Origin of the sequence: Kribbella sp. NPDC056345 (genome assembly GCF_042262745.1) — a bacterium.
Classification (GTDB): Bacteria; Actinomycetota; Actinomycetes; order Propionibacteriales; family Kribbellaceae; genus Kribbella.
This window is the reverse complement of sequence record NZ_JBHJQQ010000004.1, coordinates 430,738-449,947: the sequence shown is the minus strand read 5'-3', so window position 1 is coordinate 449,947 and position 19,210 is coordinate 430,738. Positions and strand designations below refer to the sequence as shown.

General features: G+C 68.1%; 18 protein-coding genes. 7 read left to right on the top strand and 11 right to left on the bottom strand.

From position 1 onward, the window contains the following. Position 1: 1 nt before the first annotated feature. On the bottom strand, positions 2-1,234 hold the full coding sequence (locus tag ACFCV3_RS17085; protein ID WP_376030934.1) for an ABC transporter substrate-binding protein: 1,233 nt from the start codon (positions 1,232-1,234) through the stop codon (positions 2-4). A gap of 106 nt (positions 1,235-1,340) precedes the next feature. Here ACFCV3_RS17085 and ACFCV3_RS17080 point away from each other — a divergent pair, with 106 nt between their 5' ends. The 3 genes from ACFCV3_RS17080 (at position 1,341) to ACFCV3_RS17070 (ending at position 4,868) form a co-directional block, all read left to right on the top strand. Further along, on the top strand, positions 1,341-2,354 hold the full coding sequence (locus tag ACFCV3_RS17080; RefSeq protein ID WP_376030933.1) for a LacI family DNA-binding transcriptional regulator: 1,014 nt from the start codon (positions 1,341-1,343) through the stop codon (positions 2,352-2,354). A 448-nt stretch (positions 2,355-2,802) separates the two neighbouring features. Continuing rightward, positions 2,803-3,963 (top strand): alginate lyase family protein, encoded by a 1,161-nt coding sequence (locus ACFCV3_RS17075; RefSeq protein WP_376030932.1) that lies wholly within the window; start codon positions 2,803-2,805, stop codon positions 3,961-3,963. Next, positions 3,963-4,868: an alpha/beta fold hydrolase gene (locus ACFCV3_RS17070; RefSeq protein WP_376030931.1), complete on the top strand. Its 906-nt coding sequence runs from the start codon at positions 3,963-3,965 to the stop codon at positions 4,866-4,868. Before ACFCV3_RS17075 ends, ACFCV3_RS17070 begins: the two co-directional genes overlap by 1 nt. Here ACFCV3_RS17070 and ACFCV3_RS17065 read toward each other — a convergent pair. Beyond that, the gene (locus tag ACFCV3_RS17065; protein ID WP_376030930.1) at positions 4,837-5,673 is read right to left on the bottom strand and encodes a LysR substrate-binding domain-containing protein; all 837 of its coding nucleotides are present in this window, start codon (positions 5,671-5,673) and stop codon (positions 4,837-4,839) included. The genes ACFCV3_RS17070 and ACFCV3_RS17065 overlap by 32 nt on opposite strands. A 74-nt stretch (positions 5,674-5,747) precedes the next feature. Between ACFCV3_RS17065 and ACFCV3_RS17060 the strand changes: the two genes are divergently transcribed. After that, a complete protein-coding gene (locus tag ACFCV3_RS17060) occupies positions 5,748-7,208 on the top strand; it encodes a ketol-acid reductoisomerase (RefSeq protein WP_376030929.1) in 1,461 nt (486 codons plus the stop codon). Positions 7,209-7,255: 47 nt separating this feature from the next. Here ACFCV3_RS17060 and glmM read toward each other — a convergent pair whose 3' ends face one another. The 3 genes from glmM to rplM are packed head-to-tail and all read right to left on the bottom strand — an operon-like array spanning position 7,256 to position 9,610. Next, positions 7,256-8,602: a phosphoglucosamine mutase gene (glmM, locus tag ACFCV3_RS17055; protein WP_376030928.1), complete on the bottom strand. Its 1,347-nt coding sequence runs from the start codon at positions 8,600-8,602 to the stop codon at positions 7,256-7,258. 7 nt (positions 8,603-8,609) lie between these two features. Next, positions 8,610-9,131, bottom strand: coding sequence for a 30S ribosomal protein S9 (gene rpsI, locus ACFCV3_RS17050; RefSeq protein ID WP_376030927.1), 522 nt, complete (start codon positions 9,129-9,131; stop codon positions 8,610-8,612). A gap of 35 nt (positions 9,132-9,166) precedes the next feature. Beyond that, a complete protein-coding gene (gene rplM / locus ACFCV3_RS17045) occupies positions 9,167-9,610 on the bottom strand; it encodes a 50S ribosomal protein L13 (protein ID WP_131360941.1) in 444 nt (147 codons plus the stop codon). A gap of 288 nt (positions 9,611-9,898) precedes the next feature. Here rplM and ACFCV3_RS17040 point away from each other — a divergent pair, with 288 nt between their 5' ends. From ACFCV3_RS17040 to ACFCV3_RS17030, 3 genes are all read left to right on the top strand, one after another. After that, on the top strand, positions 9,899-11,185 hold the full coding sequence (locus ACFCV3_RS17040) for a citrate synthase (RefSeq protein WP_376030926.1): 1,287 nt from the start codon (positions 9,899-9,901) through the stop codon (positions 11,183-11,185). Between the two features lie 225 nt (positions 11,186-11,410). After that, complete coding sequence (locus ACFCV3_RS17035; protein WP_376030925.1) at positions 11,411-11,959, top strand: TetR/AcrR family transcriptional regulator; 549 nt, start codon at positions 11,411-11,413, stop codon at positions 11,957-11,959. Then, a complete protein-coding gene (locus tag ACFCV3_RS17030) occupies positions 11,956-12,927 on the top strand; it encodes a hypothetical protein (RefSeq protein WP_376030924.1) in 972 nt (323 codons plus the stop codon). The genes ACFCV3_RS17035 and ACFCV3_RS17030 overlap by 4 nt, the downstream gene beginning before the upstream one ends. On the opposite strand, the gene ACFCV3_RS17025 is transcribed toward ACFCV3_RS17030, so the two are convergent. The 6 genes from ACFCV3_RS17025 to truA are packed head-to-tail and all read right to left on the bottom strand — an operon-like array spanning position 12,924 to position 19,159. Then, positions 12,924-14,663, bottom strand: a complete 1,740-nt coding sequence (locus tag ACFCV3_RS17025) for a hypothetical protein (protein ID WP_376030923.1) — start codon at positions 14,661-14,663, stop codon at positions 12,924-12,926. The genes ACFCV3_RS17030 and ACFCV3_RS17025 overlap by 4 nt on opposite strands. Positions 14,664-14,703: 40 nt before the next feature. After that, complete coding sequence (locus ACFCV3_RS17020) at positions 14,704-16,386, bottom strand: ABC-F family ATP-binding cassette domain-containing protein (RefSeq protein ID WP_376030922.1); 1,683 nt, start codon at positions 16,384-16,386, stop codon at positions 14,704-14,706. A 48-nt stretch (positions 16,387-16,434) separates the two neighbouring features. Then, complete coding sequence (locus tag ACFCV3_RS17015; protein ID WP_376030921.1) at positions 16,435-17,211, bottom strand: hypothetical protein; 777 nt, start codon at positions 17,209-17,211, stop codon at positions 16,435-16,437. Then, positions 17,204-17,725, bottom strand: coding sequence for an RNA polymerase sigma factor (locus ACFCV3_RS17010; protein WP_238176013.1), 522 nt, complete (start codon positions 17,723-17,725; stop codon positions 17,204-17,206). Before ACFCV3_RS17010 ends, ACFCV3_RS17015 begins: the two co-directional genes overlap by 8 nt. Before the next feature lie 17 nt (positions 17,726-17,742). Continuing rightward, positions 17,743-18,354 (bottom strand): class I SAM-dependent methyltransferase, encoded by a 612-nt coding sequence (locus ACFCV3_RS17005; RefSeq protein ID WP_376030920.1) that lies wholly within the window; start codon positions 18,352-18,354, stop codon positions 17,743-17,745. Further along, the gene (gene truA, locus ACFCV3_RS17000) at positions 18,347-19,159 is read right to left on the bottom strand and encodes a tRNA pseudouridine(38-40) synthase TruA (RefSeq protein WP_376030919.1); all 813 of its coding nucleotides are present in this window, start codon (positions 19,157-19,159) and stop codon (positions 18,347-18,349) included. Before truA ends, ACFCV3_RS17005 begins: the two co-directional genes overlap by 8 nt. Positions 19,160-19,210 lie beyond the last annotated feature (51 nt).

Below are 19,210 nucleotides of genomic sequence, written 5' to 3'. Positions count from 1 at the left end.
ATCAGCCGCCCGAGGCCTGCTTGAAGGCATCCTGCGCCGAGGCCTTGCCGGTCAGGGCGAGCTGGATCGCCTGGTAGATCACCTTCGCCGCGTCCGGCCACTTGTCGCCGAGCTTGCCGGTCCGCGAGCGTGCGGTCTTGACCTGCTCGGCGAACGCCTTCATCGACGGCACCTCCTTGGCGTACTGGTCGAGCAGCGCGGCCTTGGTCGGGAGGGTGAAGCGGGCCTTCGCCCAGGCCAGCTCGTTCTCGTCGGAGTTCAGGCACTTCACGAAATCGGCGGCCTTCTGCTGCTTGGCCGGGTCCTTGTTCAGCGGGACCGTCCAGGCCTCGCCACCGAGCGGCGCGACCGGTGTCTGATCCGGCTTGTTCAGCGGGAAGGTGACGACATCCCACTTCACCTTCGGGCTCTCCTGCAGCGCCGGAATCTGCCAGGGACCGTTCACCATCATCGCGGCCTTGCCGGCCACGAACTGGTCCTTGGCGTCACCCTGGGTCCAGTTGATCACGCTCTTCGACGCCGAGCCGGACTGGACGAGATCAACCCACAGCTGCAGGGCTTCCGCCACCTGCGGGCTCTTCAGGTCGGTCTCGTCGCCGCCATTGGTCCACATGGCCGGCAGGAACTGCCACGAACCTTCGTACGTCGCATTGGCGTTGAACGCGATGCCGTAGCGGCCGGGCTTGGTCAGCTTCTTGGCCGCGGCCTTCAGCTCGTCCCACGTCTTCGGCGGCTGCACGCCGGCTTCGGCCAGCATGTCCTTGTTGTAGAACAGCGCGATCGTGTTCGTCACCGGCGCCAGTCCGTAGAGCTTGCCTTGGTACGACGTCGCGTCGACCATGCCCTGAATGACTCCGTCCGCGTTCAGACCCAGGTCGTTCAGGGGCGTCAGGGCACCGGTGGCGGCGATCTGCTGGACATCGGGGTTGTCGAGCATCAGCACGTCGGGCAGGGTCTTCGACGAGGCCTGCTGCAGCACCTTCTGGATCAAGGTGTCACCAGGCACCGTCTCCCGCTGAATGCTGACGCCGAGCTTGGTCCCGCACGTGTCCAGCCCCTTCTGGACCAGCGCCTTGTCGGGGTCGTTGTTGTAGTAGTCGAGGACGGTCAGGCTGGTGACCGCACCGGACGACGTGCCGCCGCCGTTTCCGTCGCTCCCGCCACAGGCCGCCAGGGCGAGGGACAGGGCCACCGCCCCCGCCAGGACAGCGGTGGATCGCTTGCTGGTGATCACATCGGACTCCTTGCACAGTCGCAGGTAAAGCGCTTAACTCCGAGGTTCAAGGACTATGTTCCTTGGGTCACAGTGGTGTCAAGAGTTCAGAAGGGGGCAAGCCTCGATGGTCACGATGCGCGACGTCGCCGAACGCGCGGGAGTGTCGATCGCGACGGTGTCGTTCCTGCTCAACGACACCAAGCCGGTGACACCGGCGACCCGGGCCCGGATCGAGCAGGCGATGGCCGAGCTCGGCTACCGGCGCAACGTGGTCGCCCGGGCGCTCGCCAGCCGGCGGACGCGCATCATCGCGATGGCCTACCCCGCGCTCGAGCACCGCTTCGGGATGTCGACCGCGGAGTTCTTCACCGCGGCCGCCGAGCGAGCCCGCGCACAGGAGTACCACCTGGTGCTGTGGCCGGTCGGCAACGACGGCGTCGAGCTGCGCGAGCTGCTCGGCCAAGGTTTGGTCGACGGGGTCGTCCTGATGGAGGTCCAACTGGCCGATCCGCGCGTCGAGGTGCTGCGCGAGACCGGTACGCCGTTCGCCCTGATCGGCCGGACGACCGAGCTCGACGGCCTGGCCCACGTGGACATCGACTTCGACGCGACCGTCGAGGCCGCGGTCGGCCATCTGTACGAGGTCGGCCACCGCGAGCTCGCGCTGATCTCGGGCGACCTGGCCGACCCCCGGTTCCACGAGTACGGGCCATGGGTCCGATCAGAGGCGGCGTACCGGCGGGTGGTGGCGGAGTACGGCCTACGCACCGTCGTCGAACCGTCCTCGGACACCACCCTGGCCGGACGCGAGACAGCCGAACGGCTGCTGCAGGAGCACCCGGAGACGACCGCGATCCTGGTCGCGAACGAGTACGCCACGCTGGGCGTCGTATCCGCCCTCAAGCGCCAAGGCCGCGACGTCCCCCGCGACATCTCCGTGCTGTCGCTCCTGATGGTCCCGGAGGTCGCCGCCCTCAGCGACCCCGAGCTCACCTTCCTCCGAACCCCAGGCCACGAACTCGGCCGCCTGGGCATCGAAGCCCTCATCCGCCAACTCGACGGCGCAGCCCCCCTCCCACCCCAACTGGTCCCCGCCACCCTCACCGCCGGCGGCACCGTCGGCCCACCACCCCACTAGCCCTCACCCCAGGCCCACCGCCGCACCAGCCCGTCGCCCCCAGCCCTCGCTCCCAGGCACGCCCCTCTCGCGCGGCTACCGCCGCTTCCCTTCGAGGACGTGCTCCGGGGGAGGTTCATTTCGCACAGGTCGCCGCCGCTAAGCCCGCTCCTGCGGCAGGTACACGCCGATGGGGTGAAGCGAGCGCCGGGGGCGACGTGCTGCGGCAAGCATCGATCCCTGGTCGGCAACGAAGCCAAGGACACGTACTAGTCGACCCCAAGCCTCTCCCCAGCAACCTGCTGAGCGTGCGGCCCGCCGCAGCCCGCCACTGACGGAGGTCCAAATCGGGTCGCGCACGCGAACGATAGGCGTTGTCGCTGACGTCTCTCTGCCCGTACCGCACCCGTACCGCGCGTGCCGGCGAATACGTTGACAGCCGCGTGGGCGGCTGACTGAATGGGCGTCCGTGTCTGGAAGAAAACTCGCTCGCCTTCTCGCCGCCACCCTCCTCGTGGCCGCAACCTTGCCCGCCGCGCGGCCTGCACAGGCGGCCGAGTTCGAGCACCCCGGTGTTCTGGTCAGCCGCTCTCAGCTCGACTTCGTCAAAGCCAACCTCGGCAAGGAACCGTGGAAGTCTGCCTGGGAGGCTCTGAAAAGCAGTCCCGAGGCCTCCCTGACCTATACGGCCACGCCCCGTGCCGTCGTGGACTGCGGCATGTACGGGGATCCCGACCACGGGTGCTCGGAGGAGCGCGAGGACGCCAATGCGGCGTACACACACGCCCTGCGGTGGTACCTCACCAAGGACGCCCGCTACGCCCAGAAGGCGATCCAGATCATGGATGCCTGGTCAGCCGTGATCAGCAAGCACACCGGGACCAACGCGCCGCTGCAGGCCGGCTTTGCCGGCGCCAACTTCTCCCGCGCTGCCGAGCTCATCAAGCACACCTACACCGGCTGGACCCAGGCCGGGCGGTTCGCCAACAAGCTCCGCACGGTGTACCTCCCGACCGTGATCGCCGGAGCGCCCAACCACCAGGGCAACTGGGAACTGATCATGACCGACGCCGCGATCGGCATCGCCGTGCACCTCGACGACCGCGCCTCCTTCAACCAGGCGGTCACGACCTGGCGCGGCCGGCTGCCTGCCTACATCTACCTCGAGAGCGACGGCGCGCTGCCCAAAGCGCCACCGAACAGCAAGCACAACACCAAAGCCGAGCTCATCGAGTACTGGCACCAGCAGACCACGTTCGTGAACGGCCTGACCCAGGAAACCTGCCGCGACTTCGGCCACACCGGATGGGGGCTCGCGGCCATGTCCCATGTCGCGGAGACGGCCCGTCATCAGGGTGTGGACCTGTACGACACGGCCAAGAACCGGCTGCGACACGCGATGGAGTTCCACGCCAACCTGCAACTGGGCGCGGACGCCCCATCGTGGCTGTGCGGCGGAGCGCCCGAGCGCGGTCTCGGAGCGAACCTCGAAGTCGGCTACAACGCGCTGCACCAGCGGCTCGGATACAACCTGCCGCGGACCGAGACATGGGTGAAGCAGAAGCGCCCGGTCGGTATCGCGCGCTTCCTGGCCTGGGAGACCCTCACCCACGCGAACAACCCGCGCTGATGAAGGTCACTCTCGGCGGACTCCCGCAGCACGTCCTCACCCGCGGGTCCGCCGAGAACCCGCTGCTGCTGATCCTCCACGGTGGCCCAGGCTTCGCCGGCCTGCCGCTGTTCACCACCTACAACGCGGAGCTCGAGAAGGACTTCCACGTCGTGCACTGGGACCAGCGTGGCGCCGGGCGGACGTACACACCGGACACTCCGGCAGCGTCGATGACCATCGCGCAGTACGTCGCCGACGCCGTCGAGCTGATCGACTGGCTGACCGGCCGCTACGGGCAGGAGAAGGTCCACCTGCTCGGGCACTCGTGGGGCGGTCAGCTCGGCGCATCGGTCGCCGCCAAACACCCCGACCGGCTGCACAGCTTCATCGGGGTCGCACCACTGGTCGCAGGGATCCGGAACGAGCGGGCGTCGTACGCGTTTACGTTGCGCAAGGCAACGGAAGCTGGGGACACCGGAGCGTTGCGGATCCTGCGGGAGATCGAGTCGCGGTACTCGGGCAACTTCCGCTACCTCGACCTGATCGTGCAGCGCGGACTACTCGCGGAGTACGGCGGTGTGACGCACTCCGACCTGGGTGCGTTGATCAACGGTGTCCCGGCTGACCTGCGGGACGAGTACTTCGGCAGAGCGCTGGCGACGGCTCAGGAGTTCTGCTGGGAGCACCTGCTGCCAGAACTGATGGCTGCCGATCTCACCCGGACCGCGCGCACCATCGACGTACCGGTGCATGTGATCCTCGGGCGGCACGATCAGAACACGCCGTCGGAGCTGGCGGTCGAGTGGTTCGAGCTGTTGTCGGCGCCGAGCAAAGAGCTGCACTGGTTCGAGGAGTCGGGGCACCTGATCCCGCACGAGGAGCCGGCGAAGTTCAACGAGCTGGTGCGTTCCATAGCGCGGTGACGAGCGGGCGGTGCAGGTCGGTACGGCGGACGCACAGCCCGATCGGAAGCGGGTCGAGCGGCGGATGGACGCGGCGCTCGACCAGGCGGCCGGAGAAGGTCGAAGTGTCGAGCACCAGCCGCGGGACGATGCCGATCCCGAACCCGAGGTCGACCAGGGCCAGTAGCGCCTCATGGCCGTCCGGCTCCGCCGCAATCGACGGACGCAACCCCCTGGCCCGGAACCACCGGAACGCGGCCTCACGCACCAGCCCGCGCGCCGGAACGACGTACGGGCTGTCTGACGGCACTCCGGGCGCACTGACCAGGATCAGGTCAGTGGTGGCGATGGTGCGGCTGACCAGAGTGCCGGGGAGGCGCGGTGGGATGCCGGCCACGGCAGCGTCCACCTCCCCCTCGTCCAAACGCGCCAGTGCCATCGCAGCGTCGCCGGTGCGGATGTCCAGGCGGATCTGCGGGTGCGCAACGTGCAGTGGGGCCAGCAGGTCCGGCAGCAGCGCCTCGCAGGCTGTGACGGTGGCGAAGATGCGCAGCTCACCGGTCAGGTCCGCCGGTACGTCGGTCCCCGCGCGGTAGTCGCTCCACAGCCCCAGCACCTGCTCGGCGTACGACGTGAACCGGCGACCGTCGGCGGTCAGCACCACACCGCGCGGACCGCGGTCGAAGAGCCTGCTCCCGGTGCGCAGCTCCAGGCGCTGGATGGTCCGGGTCAGCGTGGCGGCACTGACGTGACACTCCAGGCTGGTGCGGCCGTAGTTGAGCGTCCGGGCCAGGTGCAGGAACAGTTCGAGCTCGCGATGATCCATGTTTCACCTTTTGCAACGCCGCGGTGCAGATCTTGCGCTTGCTGCAAGAGTAGCTCCGGTCTTCACTGAAAGACATGACCACCATCGACTCCTCGGTCTTCACGACCGAGACCATGACGGTGCCCGGGGGATCCGAGACGATCCTTCGCGGCGGCCGCGACCTGTTCCCGCTGCTCCCCGAGGCCTTCCACGGCATCCAGCGCATCGGCATCCTCGGCTGGGGCCCGCAGGGCCGCGCCCAGGCCCTCAACCTCCGCGACTCGCTCGCCGGGACCGGCATCACGGTCTCGGTCGGCCTCCGGCCTGGCTCGACGTCGGCGGACGACGCCCGGGCGAACGGGTTCACCGAGGAGGACGGGACACTCGGCGAGCTGCTGAGCGTCGCAGCCGCCTCCGACCTGGTGATCCTGCTGATCGCCGACGCCGCACTGGCCGCCCAGCACGAGACCATCTTCCAGGCCTTGAAGCCCGGCGCCACGATCGGCCTGTCGCACGGCTTCCTGCTCGGCCACCTGCAGGCCAGCGGCCAGGACTTCCCGCCGGGCCACCCGGTGATCGCGGTCTGCCCGAAGGGCATGGGCGATTCGGTACGGCGTCTCTACCAGCAGGGCGCGACGGTCAACGGTGCCGGGATCAACGCGAGTATCGCGGTTCACGCCGACCCGGACGGGCATGCGACCGACCGGGCACTGGCGTGGTCGGTCGCCCTCGGGTCGCCGTACACGTTCGCCACCACGCTGTCGTCCGAGTACCGCTCGGACATCGTCGGTGAGCGCGCGATCCTGCTCGGCGCGGTCCACGGCTTGGTCGAGGCGCTCTACCGGTACTTCCGGCTCGAAGGGGCCGACCCGGTCACGGCGTACGAGCGGTCCACCGAGGCGGTGACCGGGCCGATCGCGCGGACGATCTCGGCCGCCGGGCTGCCCGCCGTACGGGCTGCTCTGTCCGGTGCGGACCAGGAGCTGTTCGATCGTGCCTACAGCTCGACCTACCAGCCGGCGCGCGATCTGGTCGCCGAGATCTACGATGAAGTTGCCGAGGGCACCGAACTCCGCAGCGTCATCCTGGCCGAGAGCCGCCTCGCCACCCGCCCGATGACCGCGATCGCGGGCAGCGAGATGTGGTCCCACAGCGCCGAGGTCCACGCCCGCCGAACCACAGAAACAACCATTGATCCTGTCACTGCAGGACTTTTCGTCGCCACGATGACTGCTCAGGTGGACGAGTTCGCGGCCCGGGGACACGTGTGGTCGGAGATCGTGAACGAGTCGATCATCGAGGCGGTCGACTCGCTACTCCCCTACATGCACGCCCGCGACGTCGCCTACATGGTCGACAACTGCTCCCGCACCGCCCGCCTCGGAACCCGGCGCTGGGGCCCGCGCTTCCAGGCGGCGTACGAGCAGCTCGCCCTCCCCGCCCTCACCACCCCCGCCGACCCGAAAGCCATCGAGTCCTTCCTCCACAACCCAGTCCACGAAGCCCTAGCCGTAGCCGCCAAGCTGCGCCCGTCGGTCGACATCTCGGTCTCATAGAAAATGGCCCCGAACCCTCAAACAGGTCCGGGGCCATTCCAACAACTTCAGAGCTTCAGCGAAGCCGCGACCACGTCGGCGAGGGAGTGAGCGATCTCGTCGGCGGTGTCCGAGGACTCGGCCTCGACCATGACCCGGACGAGCGGCTCTGTGCCGGAGGGGCGCAGGAGCACGCGGCCGGTGTCGCCGAGCCGCTTGGTCGCCTCGGCGACAGCAGCCTGTACGGCGGCATCGGTGCCGGCGCGGTCCTTGGCTACGTTCTTGACGTTGACCAGGACCTGCGGCAGCCGGGTCATCACGCCGGCCAGATCGGCCAGCGTCTTCCCGGTCTGGGCGATCCGGGCCAGCAGCATGACCGCGGTCAGCGTGCCGTCACCGGTGGTGGCGTGGTCGGACAGGATCACGTGCCCGGACTGCTCACCGCCGAGCTTGTGCCCGCCGGCCTTCATCGCCTCCAGCACGTACCGGTCGCCGACCTTGGTCTGCTCGACCGCGATCTGCTCCCGGACCATCGCCTGGACGAACCCGAGGTTGCTCATCACGGTCGCGACCACGGTGTCGTTGGACAACCGGCCGCTGTCCCGCATCGACAGCGCCAGGATCGCGAGGATCTGATCGCCGTCCACCAGCTCACCGTTGGCGTCGACCGCCAGGCAGCGGTCGGCGTCGCCGTCCAGGGCGATGCCCAGGTCGGCGCGGTGCCCGATCACCTCACGCTGCAGACCCTCCAGGTGGGTGGATCCGCAGTTCAGGTTGATGTTCAGGCCGTCCGGTGCGGCGGCGTAGGTGATCACCTCGGCGCCGAGCCGGCGCAGCGCCTCCGGAGCCGTCCCGTAGGCGGCGCCGTTCGCGCAGTCGATGACGACCTTGACCCCGTCGAACCGGTTCGGTGCCGAGCGGACCAGGTGCGAGACATACGTCTCGAAACCCTGCCCGTCGTCGAGAACGCGACCGACGGCCGCGCCGGTCGGGCGCTGCCAGTCCTCGTTCATCCGGACCTCGATGGCGTCCTCGATCTTGTCGTCGAGTTTGATCCCGCCGCGGGCCAGGAACTTGATGCCGTTGTCGGGCATCGCGTTGTGGCTCGCGGACAGCATCACGCCGAGATCGGCACCGGTCGCACCGGTCAGATAGGCGACGGCCGGGGTCGGCAGCACGCCGAGCCGGAACACGTCGACGCCGGCGCTGGCCAGTCCGGCCACCACAGCGGCTTCCAGGAACTCTCCACTGGCGCGTGGATCCCGCCCCACAACGGCGCGTGGCCGGTGCCCTTCGAAGGCACCGGCCTCGCCGAGTACATGAGCTGCCGCGACCGAAAGGTCGAGCGCCAGCTCTGCGGTCAGGTCCACGTTTGCCAGGCCACGGACTCCGTCCGTACCGAACAAACGCCCCATCAGGTGATCAGCGCTTGCTGTACTGAGGAGCCTTGCGGGCCTTCTTGAGACCGGCCTTCTTCCGCTCCTTGATCCGCGCGTCGCGGCTCAGCAGACCGGCCTTCTTCAGGCCCGGACGGTTCGCCTCCTCGTCGGCGGCGTTCAGGCAGCGGGCGATCCCGAGCTGCAGCGCACCGGCCTGGCCGGTGATGCCACCGCCGTTGATCCGGGCGATGACGTCGTACGAGCCCTCGAGGCCCGCGACGACGAACGGCTCGTTCACGTGCTGCTGGTGAACCTTGTTCGGGAAGTAGACGTCAATGGGCTTGCCGTTGACGGTGATGTTGCCGGTGCCGGGCACGAGGCGGACGCGGGCGACGGCCTCCTTGCGGCGGCCGGTGGCGCCGGCCGGGTTGATCACCGCGACGCGGCCCGTCTCGGCGCGCTGCTCCGGCGACGGGTTCGTCTCGGAGGTGTAGGCAACCGGGCCGTCGGTCTCGATGGGGACCTCGGGGTCGAACTCTGCAGTCTCGGTGGTGATGTCGCTCACGCTGAAAATCCTCGTTTACCTGGCTCGTCGATCGCTTACTGGGCGATCTGGGTGATCTCGAACGGCTTCGGCTGCTGGGCGGTGTGCGGGTGCTCCGGACCGGCGTAGACCTTCAGCTTGGTGAGCAGCTTCCGGCTGAGACGGTTCTTCGGGAGCATCCCCCAGACAGCCTTCTCGACGGCCTTGCGGGGATCCTTGTCGAGGATCTCGCCGATCGGCGTGGCCGTCAGACCACCCGGGTGACCCGAGTGGCGGTAGGCCAGCTTGTCCGTGCGCTTGGTGCCGGACAGGGCGACCTTGGAGGCGTTGATGACGACGACGAAGTCGCCGCCGTCGACGTGCGGAGCGAACGTCGGCTTGTGCTTGCCGCGCAGAAGAGTGGCGATCTGAACGGCGAGCCGACCGAGCGTCACATCGGTAGCGTCGATCACGTGCCACTCGCGAGTGACGTCCGCAGGCTTCGGGCTGTACGTGCGCACGGTCGTTGACCTTCGTTTCTCAGAGGTTGACAAAACAAGTACGTCGGCGAGCGGTCCGCCGGACAGGGTTGAACCTCTTCGGGACCTGAAACGCACAACAGCAGCCCAGAATACCGGCGTACGCCACCCGGGGTCAAAGTGAGACCGAACGGGTCGGGCACCCCGGCTTGGAACGAGCTGCGGACCGCACTAGTTTAGCGGTGAAGATTGCAGTCCGAATCGCGTCCCGCCGGCTGATATACACCCTCACTCACCCGGGCGATGACGCCAGCTTCCGAAGAGGGCATCGTGACCGAACAGTCGCTCACCGTCCGGGACAACCGGACCGGCAAGGACTACGACCTTGCCATCACCGATGGCACCATCCGTGCCGCAGATCTCAAGCAGATCAGTGCATCCGACGGAGACGGTGGCCTGGCCACCTACGACCCCGGCTTCGTCAACACCGCCTCGACCCGGTCCTCGGTGACCTTCATCGACGGCGACAAGGGCATCCTGGAATACCGGGGCTACCCGATCGAGCAGCTCGCCGAGCAGTCGAACTACCTCGAGGTCGCGTACCTGCTGGTGAACGGCGCGCTGCCGAACAAGGCGGAGTACGAAGCCTGGGTGCATGACGTGACATATCACACCTTCGTGCACGAGAACCTGAAGACCTTCATGCAGGGCTTCCGGTACGACGCGCACCCGATGGGCATGTTGCTGGCCTCGGTCGGCGCCCTGTCGACGTTCTACCCGGAGTCGCGGGAGATCTTCGACGAGGAGTCCCGCGCACTGCAGATCCGCCGCCTGATCGCGAAGATGCCGACGCTCGGCGCCTTCTCGTTCCGGCACGCGCAGGGCAAGCCGTACGTCTACCCGGACAACGAGCTCAGCTACGCGGCCAACTTCCTGTCGATGCTCTTCAAGATGAGCGAGCCCAAGTACGCCGCCGACGACCGGCTGGTGCGCGCACTGGAGATCCTGTTCATCCTGCACGCCGACCACGAGCAGAACGCGTCCACCAACGCGGTCCGCGCGATCGGCTCCACCCAGGTCGACCCGTACTCCGCGGTGACCGGTGGCATCGCCGCCCTCTACGGCCCGCTGCACGGTGGCGCCAACGAGGCGGTGCTGAAGATGCTGCGCCGGATCGGCTCGGTCGACAACGTGCCGTCGTTCATCGAGGGCGTGAAGAACGGCGAAGAGCGGCTGATGGGCTTCGGCCACCGGGTCTACAAGAACTACGACCCGCGCGCCAAGATCATCAAGAAGGCCGCCGACGACGTGTTCGAGGTGACGGGGATCAACCCGCTGCTGAAGATCGCCGTCGAGCTGGAGAAGATCGCGCTGGAGGACGAGTACTTCGTCTCCCGCAAGCTCTACCCGAACGTCGACTTCTACTCGGGCCTGATCTACGAGGCCCTGCAGTTCCCGCCGGAGATGTTCACGGTGCTGTTCGCCATCCCGCGCACCTCGGGCTGGCTGGCGCAGTGGCTGGAGTCGCTCGGCGACACCGACCAGAAGATCGCGCGCCCGAAGCAGATCTACACCGGCGCCCGCGGCGTCCAGTACGTCCCCATGGGCGACCGCTAGAACTGAATTGGGAACGGCCCCGGTCCGGCTTCATCGCCTGGGACCGGGGCCGTTTCTGCGCTTCTGGCCCTACGACGCAGCACCTCCCGGCGCCGGTTCCGCCCGCTCCGCGGTGATTTCGCCGAGCCCAAATACGGAGAGTTCACTTCGGTTACAACCAAATGGGCCTGCTCGGACGTCTCTTTTAGGGAGGCACGGGGGTTGCCACGAGGAGAGGGGTCTGGGGTGCGAGCTGATGCGCGGGACAATCGGGCGCGAATTCTGACGGCGGCGGACGAGGTGTTCGGGCAGTCGCCACATGCTTCGACGGATGCGGTCGCCAAACTGGCGGGGGTCGGTATCGCGACCGTTTTCCGGCACTTCCCGACCAAGACCGACCTGCTGGAGGCTGTGCTCACCCAGCGGCTGGAGCGGTTGCGGAACCAGGCATTGACGCTGGCCGCCGGGGAGAACGCGGGGCGGGCGTTCTATGCCTTCTTCAGCCAGGTGGTGGCGGAGTCCTCGGCCAAGCTCGCGATCGGTGAGGCGTTGACGTCAGCCGGGGTCGCGGCCGGTGAGGACGCCCGGAAGGCGGCCGCCGGGCTGCGGGAGGCCTTCGGGTCCCTGCTGTCCGAGGCACAGCGCACGGGCGCCGTACGGGGTGATGCACGCCTGCCGGAGGTCTACGCACTGCTGATCGGCGCCTCCCGGGGTGCCACAACGCGCAACGTCGACCCAGAGGTCCGCAACCGGATGCTCGGCCTCGTGTACGCCGGTCTGCGCCCGGCTGCGTGAGACGCCGGCGCAGGGTCGTCCTGCTGGTCCTCCTGGTCTTCGCACTGCTGATTCCGGTACCACTCGGCGCCTACGCGCTCTCACTGCGCATCCAGTACGACGGGGAGTCGTCGGCACGCACTCGGAACCATGACGCGTTCTGGCTCGGCCATGCCTGGGTCGACGGCCGTAGAACCGCAGCCGATGTCACTGCGCTCGCCAAGCGACTGCAGGGCACCGGTATCCGGGAGCTGTACGTGCACACCGGCCCGCTGGAACACGACGGCACGCTGGACCTGGCGAAGGTGTCACCACGCGCACGCTGGTTCACGACTGCCATGCGGGCGGCGGCACCCGACGTACGGGTGCAGGCCTGGCTCGGTGACGTCGTACAGCCGGGCAAGAACCCTGGCATGGATCTTGAGGACGCGGCTGTCCGCCAGCAGGTGGTCGCCTCCGCGAAAACCGTGCTGGCGCAAGGGTTTCAGGGCATCCACTACGACTTCGAGCCAGTGCGGTCCGGCTCGCGCGGCTACCTCGCCGTACTGGATGAGACCCGCGCTCTGGGCGCGCCGCTGTCGGTAGCGGCGCACCAGATCGACCCGCTCTGGCACCTGCACCGGATCCCGGTCGACAAGTGGTGGTCCCAGGACTACTTCCGCCAGGTCGCTGAACGCGTCAACCAGATCGCAGTGATGTCCTACGACACAGCCATGCCACTGGAGTCCCTGTACGGCGGCTACGTCGCCAAGCAGACGAAGCTGGCCCTGGAGGTCACCCCACCCGGCACGGACCTCCTGATGGGCCTCCCGGCGTACTGGGAGAGCAACCCGTCCCACTGGGGGCACGCAGAGACCGTCGCCGCCGCAGTCCGCGGCGCCCGCCTCGGACTGGGCGACTCAACCCGCCAGAACTTCGGCCTGGCCCTGTACGTCGACTTCACCGCCACTGAGGCCGACTGGGCGGCCTATCGCGACGGCTGGGTCTAGGCGAACCGGACCACCGCGAGGGTCAGCCCACCGATGACCAGGAACCCGATCTCCAGCCACAGCGCCGGGGCCGGCCGCCGCCGTTGCTTCTCAGCGGTCGCAACGGCCCGCAGCCGGAGCGCCTCGAACACTGCGGCGACCCGTTTCATCTGGTCGGTCGACACTCCCTTGAGCACATGCCAGTCGTCGTCCGTCTCGATATTCAGCCGGTCCGCGTCGATGTCGACGGCTGTCACGGAGTGCCACGGCAGGAGCTGCTCAACCCAGCCGTTGCGGACCCACAGCTGTGTCGCGGTCGCGGTCACCCGGAAGAACACCGGGACCGCCGCGAGATGGATCAGCTCGGTGCCGAAGAGGACGATTCCGATGGCGACGTACCAATCGTCCCAAAGGGCGAAGAGCCCGGCTGCGACCGGCAATCCGGCCATCAGCGCGACCAGCGCCGGCTTGGCCCACCAGTAGCGCGGCTCCAGCGGCGCCTCCCACGGCAGCACGGGCAAGTCGGTGGCCGGCTCGATCTCCGGCGCGGGTGGCAGATCCTGCACACGCGGACTGCCATCCACCCCCTCAGCCGTCTCACGCTGCCACGGCAGCTGCCGTGGGGTCCGGAACGGCCGGGCGGGCCGTAAGACGTGCGCACCGATCAGAATCGTCGGCCACGCCCGCTCCGCCAGATCGCCGACCAGCAACGCTTCACCGCGGTACTGCTGCAGCCTCGCCAGGAGCTCATCCCGGTACTTCGGCGGTACCTCCTCGTCGCCGAGCACGTCGAAAGCCTCCAGCAGCTCCAGATCGGCGTCCTCGTCGTCCAGCTCCAGGTAGGCGAACCCCAGCAGTACGGCGCCGTCAGCGGAGTACAGCGCGAACGCCGAGGAAGTGTCCGGCTCGATCCATACCGGCAGCCCCTGCGCCAGCCAGGCCCTTCGCGGCCGCGCCCGTCGCAGCCGTGCGTCCTGCAGCACGAACAGACCAGCCACGAGGCAGGCTCCGCCGGCCACTGTGATCCAGTGGCTGTAGTCAGCGGGTTCGGCGAGTGGCCTGACCCAGTCCCGGTCGGCAGGGTCCACGAAGACCGGGATCTGAGCGCCAACCTCGTAGTCGTCGTACATGGTCACGGTGTGGGTGCTGCCGTCCGGCAGCTCCAGGATGAGGTCGTCCTCCTCGCCATGGGCCTTCACCACGGCTGTCTGCTCAACAGCGCGCTGCAGATGCTCCGCCTCCCGACCGTCCTGCCAGCGCATCAGCAACAGCACAGCGACCCCGGCAAGGACCAGTGCGCCGGCAACGAGGAGACGAGCGGTGACTCCGACCGAGGCGGCCGCGGGGACCTGCACCTGACGGCGCTGCGCCCGCAAGGCCAACGACCGCTGCTTCTGGCGAGCCGTCAGCATCCAGTAGAGCAACGCAGCACAGGCGGCACCGTAGATCGTCCAGACGACCTGTGCCTCCGCGAGGTCGTCGAACTGGAGCTCGAAGACGACGAAGAGCACGCCGGCAGCCGCGGCAGCGATCGGTTGCCACCACAGCAGCACTACCGCTGCGAGGCAGACGACCATCACCACCGAGAACAGCCGGTCCGGCCCACAGAACGCCGGGTCTGCGACCGAACATGGCTGCTCGTCCCCCGCGACCATCGACACCACAATGGCCACGGCCCAGCCCACCGGCAGCAGCCAGCGGTAGATCCAGCTAGGTACGACGCTGCCGGCCCATCGCGTCGCGAGCTCGCCTGTCATCGAAGTCCCCCCACCGGTCAGGTGGGGAGAACTCTAGGCGTCACCGAGCTCGCTGCACCCGACCCTCGTCCCACACCGGCTCGGCGGACTCGTAGACGGTGCCGTCGGCGCCGAAGACGAGGTGGCGGTCGAAGCCGCGGGCGAACCAGCGGTCGTGGGTGACGGCGAGAACCGTGCCGTCGAAGGAGTCCAGGCCCTCTTCGAGCGCCTCGGCAGACTCGACGTCCAGGTTGTCGGTGGGCTCGTCGAGCAGCAGCAGGGTCGCACCGGACAGCTCCAGCAGCAGGATCTGGAAGCGCGCTTGCTGACCACCGGAGAGGCTGTCGAAGGTCTGCTCGGCGGCGTGCGCCAGCTCGTAGCGGTCGAGCTTGCGAGACGCCAGCTCCCGCCCCATGCCGTCGCGGTGCTCGTCACCGCGGTGCAGGATCTCCAGCAGCGTCTTGCCGACCAGCTCCGGGTGCTCGTGGGTCTGGGCGAACCAGCCCGGTCGCACGCGCGCACCGAGCTTCACGACACCGCTGTGAGCGACCGGTGCGATCGGGACCTCACCGATCGGCTGGTGCTCGATATCCGGGTCGGTACCGCCATTGGCGAGCAGGCGAAGGAAGTGCGACTTCCCGGACCCGTTGGATCCCAGTACGGCGACCCGTTCGCCATACCAGACCTCCAGGTCGAAAGGCTTCATCAGGCCAGTCAGCTCCAGCCCGGTGGCCACCACTGCCCGTTTGCCGGTGCGGCCGCCGGTCAGCCGCATGCTGACCTTCTGCTCGCGCGGCAACTCCTGCGGCGGGCCGACCTCCTCGAACTTGCGCAGCCGGGTCTGTGCGGCCTTGTAGCGCGAGGCAAGGCCGTCGTTGTACGCCGCCTTGACCTTGTACATCTGGACCAAAGCCTTGAGCTTGGCGTGCTCCTCGTCCCAGCGCCGGCGCAACTCCTCGAACCGCTCGAAGCGGTGCTGCCGGGCTTCGTGGTACGTGCGGAATCCACCGCCATGCGTCCACGCGGTGTTGCCGGCCGCACCGAGCTCGACAGTGATGATCCGGGTCGCAGTGTTGGCCAGCAGCTCACGGTCGTGGCTGATGTAGAGCACCGTCTTGTCGCTGGTGCGCAGCTGCTCCTCGAGCCACCGCTTCGCCGGTACGTCGAGGTAGTTGTCCGGCTCGTCCAGCATCAGCACCTGGTCCGGCCCACGCAGCAGGGCCTCGAGCACCAGGCGCTTCTGCTCACCACCGGACAACGTCTTCACCTCACGCCAGCGGCAGTTCTCGAACGGCACGCCGAGCGCGGACATCGTGCAGACATCCCACAGAACCTCTGCGTCGTACCCGCCGACCTCACCCCAGTCGGAGATCGCCTGCGCGTACTTGAGCTGGCTCTTCTCGCTCTCGTCTTCCATCATCACCAGCTCGGCCTTCTCCAGCGTCTCGGCCGCCTGCTGGATCGCCTCCGGCGCGACACCGAGCAGGAGATCCCGCACGGTCGACGAGTCGCGGACCGACCCGACGAACTGGCGCATCACTCCGAGACCGCCGGAGCGCGCGACACTGCCGCTGTGCGCCTTCAGGTCGCCCGCGATGATCTTGGTCAGCGTGGTCTTGCCCGAACCGTTCGCTCCGACCAGTGCGACCTTCGCACCGTCCCCCACCCGGAACGTGACGTCGTCCAGCAGCACCCGCCCGTCCGGCAGCTCGAACCCGATGCCGGCGACTTCTACGTGACCCATTCCCCCAGTCTGACCGGCGGACCCGTCAGCAGGCGAACGGATATCGCGTCACCAGCCCGTCAGGGCATCCAGGTAGGGGCTCCCGGCCGGCCTGACCGGACCGGTCATGAACAGCATCAGCGGTGCCGCGAACAGGCCGTAGGTGTGTGAGCCGGTGAAGAAGCCCGGAGTGTTGCAGCCGGTGTACTCCACCCAGATCTCCCGGATACCGGCCGCGGTGGTGAACCGCAGCACGATCGCCTCACTCGGCTGAGCGGTCGGTGGTGCGCACTTGAAAACGGGCAGCTGTGGGTTCATCTCGGGCAGCACCTTGATCGCATCGACCACCTGCTGCGCGATTGCCGGACTGTACGTCTGCTGCCCGAGCAGTGCACCGCCCTTGAGGTCGTAGCGGCAGGCCATCAACCCCGACACCGGCGTACCGACGTCCAGACCGGTCCCAGCCGGTACGGCGTTCGTCGCTGGGGCCTGGAGGATCGGATGAGCCGCCGGACACCCCGCAGCGATAGCGGTCGGCTGACTGGGCACTGCCTCCAGCGTCTTGCTGGCACCGCCGGACACGGCCTTGCCGCCACTGTCTGCCACGCCCGCGGTCGACTCGGAGTTCGACGAAGAGGAGCCGGTGAACACGTTCCAGGAGCCACCGATCGCTACAACGACCAGCACCACCGCAGCGCTCGACAGCAAGGCCTGCCGACGCCGCCGAACGCGCCCACGCGCAACCGCCGCCAACCGACCGCTCGACACCTCCGTTGCGTCGGCACGGTTCTGGAACGCCGAAGCGAACTTGGGGCCGAGCTCCTGCTCAGGGTCGTGCTCAGGCATCCTCGGCTCCTTCCTTGCTCAGCGTGGTCTTCAGGGCGGCCAGTGCGCGGTGCACATGCGATCTGGCCGTGGCCTCCGCGCAGTGCAGCAGCACACCGATCTCGGCGTACGAAAGCTCTTCGTAGAAGCGCAGTACGACGGCTGCGCGTTGTTTGTCCGGCAGCGTCGCGCACAGCGCCCAGACTTCCTCGGACTCGGCCCTGGCCGCCGCACCGTCCGGCGCGGCGGGCGCACTGCGGACCGGGTCCTCGACAGGTGCCTCGCGGCGGCGGAAGCGCCGCCACCAGGAGATGTGCGCGTTCACCACCATCCGCTTCACGTAGGCCTCCGGGTCGTCGGCCCGGCTGACCCGTGCCCAGCGGGCACAGGCGGTCGTCAGGGCGTCCTGGACGGCGTCCTCGGCCAGCGTGCGGTCCCCGGTGAGCACATAGGCGAACCGCATCAGTGCGTCGGCCTTCTGACCGACCCACTGCTCGAACTCGATCGACTCCGATCGCGCCTCCGCTGCCGCCAAGGCTGCCTCCATAACCCTCAGGACGGCGTCGGACCCGCGTTCGTTGCACGCAGTACCCGGAACCCCTTGGCGCTGCCGACGCGCTCGCAGGGGTAGCCCTGCTCGGTCATCCAGCGCTGCAGCGAGTCACCACCGAGGTTCTTGCCGACCACGAACCATGCCACGCCGCCGGGCGCAAGGCGAGCAAGCCAGCGCAACAACATCTTGTGCAGCTCGGGCTTGCCGATGTGGATCGCCGGATTCGACCAGATCTGGTCGAAGACCAGGTCCTCCGGTACGTCGTCAGGCAGTGCGGTGTGCACGCGGTCCGCGACCCCGGCCGCCTTCGCGTTCTCGGCGGTCAGCTCCAGCGCCCGGTTGTTCACATCGACCGCCCACACCACAGCACTCGACTCCACCGCCAGTGCGCAGGCAATCGGCCCGTAGCCCGTCCCCAGGTCGAGGAAAGTCCCCGAGCCCGTCGGTGCGGGCACCTCGCGCAACAGCACCGCCGTACCGATGTCGAGGCGGTCTCTGGAGAACACTCCGGTCGCCGTGGTGAACGTGTAGTCCCGTCCCCAGATCCGGCCCTCGACAGTACGGCGGACGTCCGCCGAACCGGGCTCCGCCGAGAAGTAGTGGTCAGCCACGCTGGTGTACCTCTCCCCTGACCTGCCGGGCCTCCAGGGCCCGCGCGGCCAGCTCGTTGTCCGCCGGATACCGCACTTCTTCCAGTGTGAGCCCATGCGCCGGCACTACCGCCACCGCCGAGTCCCGCACCTTGCCGGCCAGCACTCCGCCCGGCCAGTCCACCTCTCGACGCCCGTCACCCACCGGGATCATCGAACCCACCAGAGCCCGCACCATCGAGTGGCAGAAGGCGTCTGCGATCACAGTGCCCTCCAGGAGCCCGGGTCCCGTGCGCTGCCACGAGAAGTCCAGCAGGGCTCGCACTGTGCTGGCGCCCTCCCGCTTCTTACAGAACGCCGCGAAGTCGTGCTCGCCCAACAGCTGGGTTGCCGCCGCATTCATCCGATCCACGTCCAGCGGACGACTCACCCGCAGTACATGTCCTCGCGTCAGCGGATCCCAGCCGGCCTGCTCATCGCACAACCGGTACACATACCGGCGGGCAAGCGCGGAGAACCGCGCGTCAAAGCCCTCTGGAGCCGCCGTCACGGCCTTGACGACTACATCCGCAGGCAGGACGCCATTCAGCGCTCTCAGGAGCCTGAACGGCTCCACAGCGGCTTCTGAGTCGAAGTGCGTGACCTGACCACGAGCGTGTACGCCGGTGTCCGTCCGCCCGGCGCAGGTCACGGCAACGCGCTCGGGCAGCCGCAGCACGGTCTGGAGCGCATCCTCGAGCGATCCCTGCACGGTCCGGAGACCATCCTGACGCGCCCAGCCATGAAAGGCCGTCCCGTCGTACTTGAGGTCAATCCGCCAACGCACACGGCAATCTAACGCAAACAGCGCCCCACACCGTGAAGTGCGGGGCGCTGC

Coding starts and splice junctions, on each gene's coding strand:
- ACFCV3_RS17080 (WP_376030933.1), top strand. CDS start 1,341: ATGGTCACGATGCGCGACGTCGCCGAACGCGCGGGAGTGTCGATCGCG.
- ACFCV3_RS17070 (WP_376030931.1), top strand. CDS start 3,963: ATGAAGGTCACTCTCGGCGGACTCCCGCAGCACGTCCTCACCCGCGGG.
- ACFCV3_RS17065 (WP_376030930.1), bottom strand. CDS start 5,673: ATGGATCATCGCGAGCTCGAACTGTTCCTGCACCTGGCCCGGACGCTC.
- ACFCV3_RS17060 (WP_376030929.1), top strand. CDS start 5,748: ATGACCACCATCGACTCCTCGGTCTTCACGACCGAGACCATGACGGTG.
- glmM (WP_376030928.1), bottom strand. CDS start 8,602: ATGGGGCGTTTGTTCGGTACGGACGGAGTCCGTGGCCTGGCAAACGTG.
- ACFCV3_RS17025 (WP_376030923.1), bottom strand. CDS start 14,663: ATGACAGGCGAGCTCGCGACGCGATGGGCCGGCAGCGTCGTACCTAGC.
- ACFCV3_RS17020 (WP_376030922.1), bottom strand. CDS start 16,386: ATGGGTCACGTAGAAGTCGCCGGCATCGGGTTCGAGCTGCCGGACGGG.
- ACFCV3_RS17015 (WP_376030921.1), bottom strand. CDS start 17,211: ATGCCTGAGCACGACCCTGAGCAGGAGCTCGGCCCCAAGTTCGCTTCG.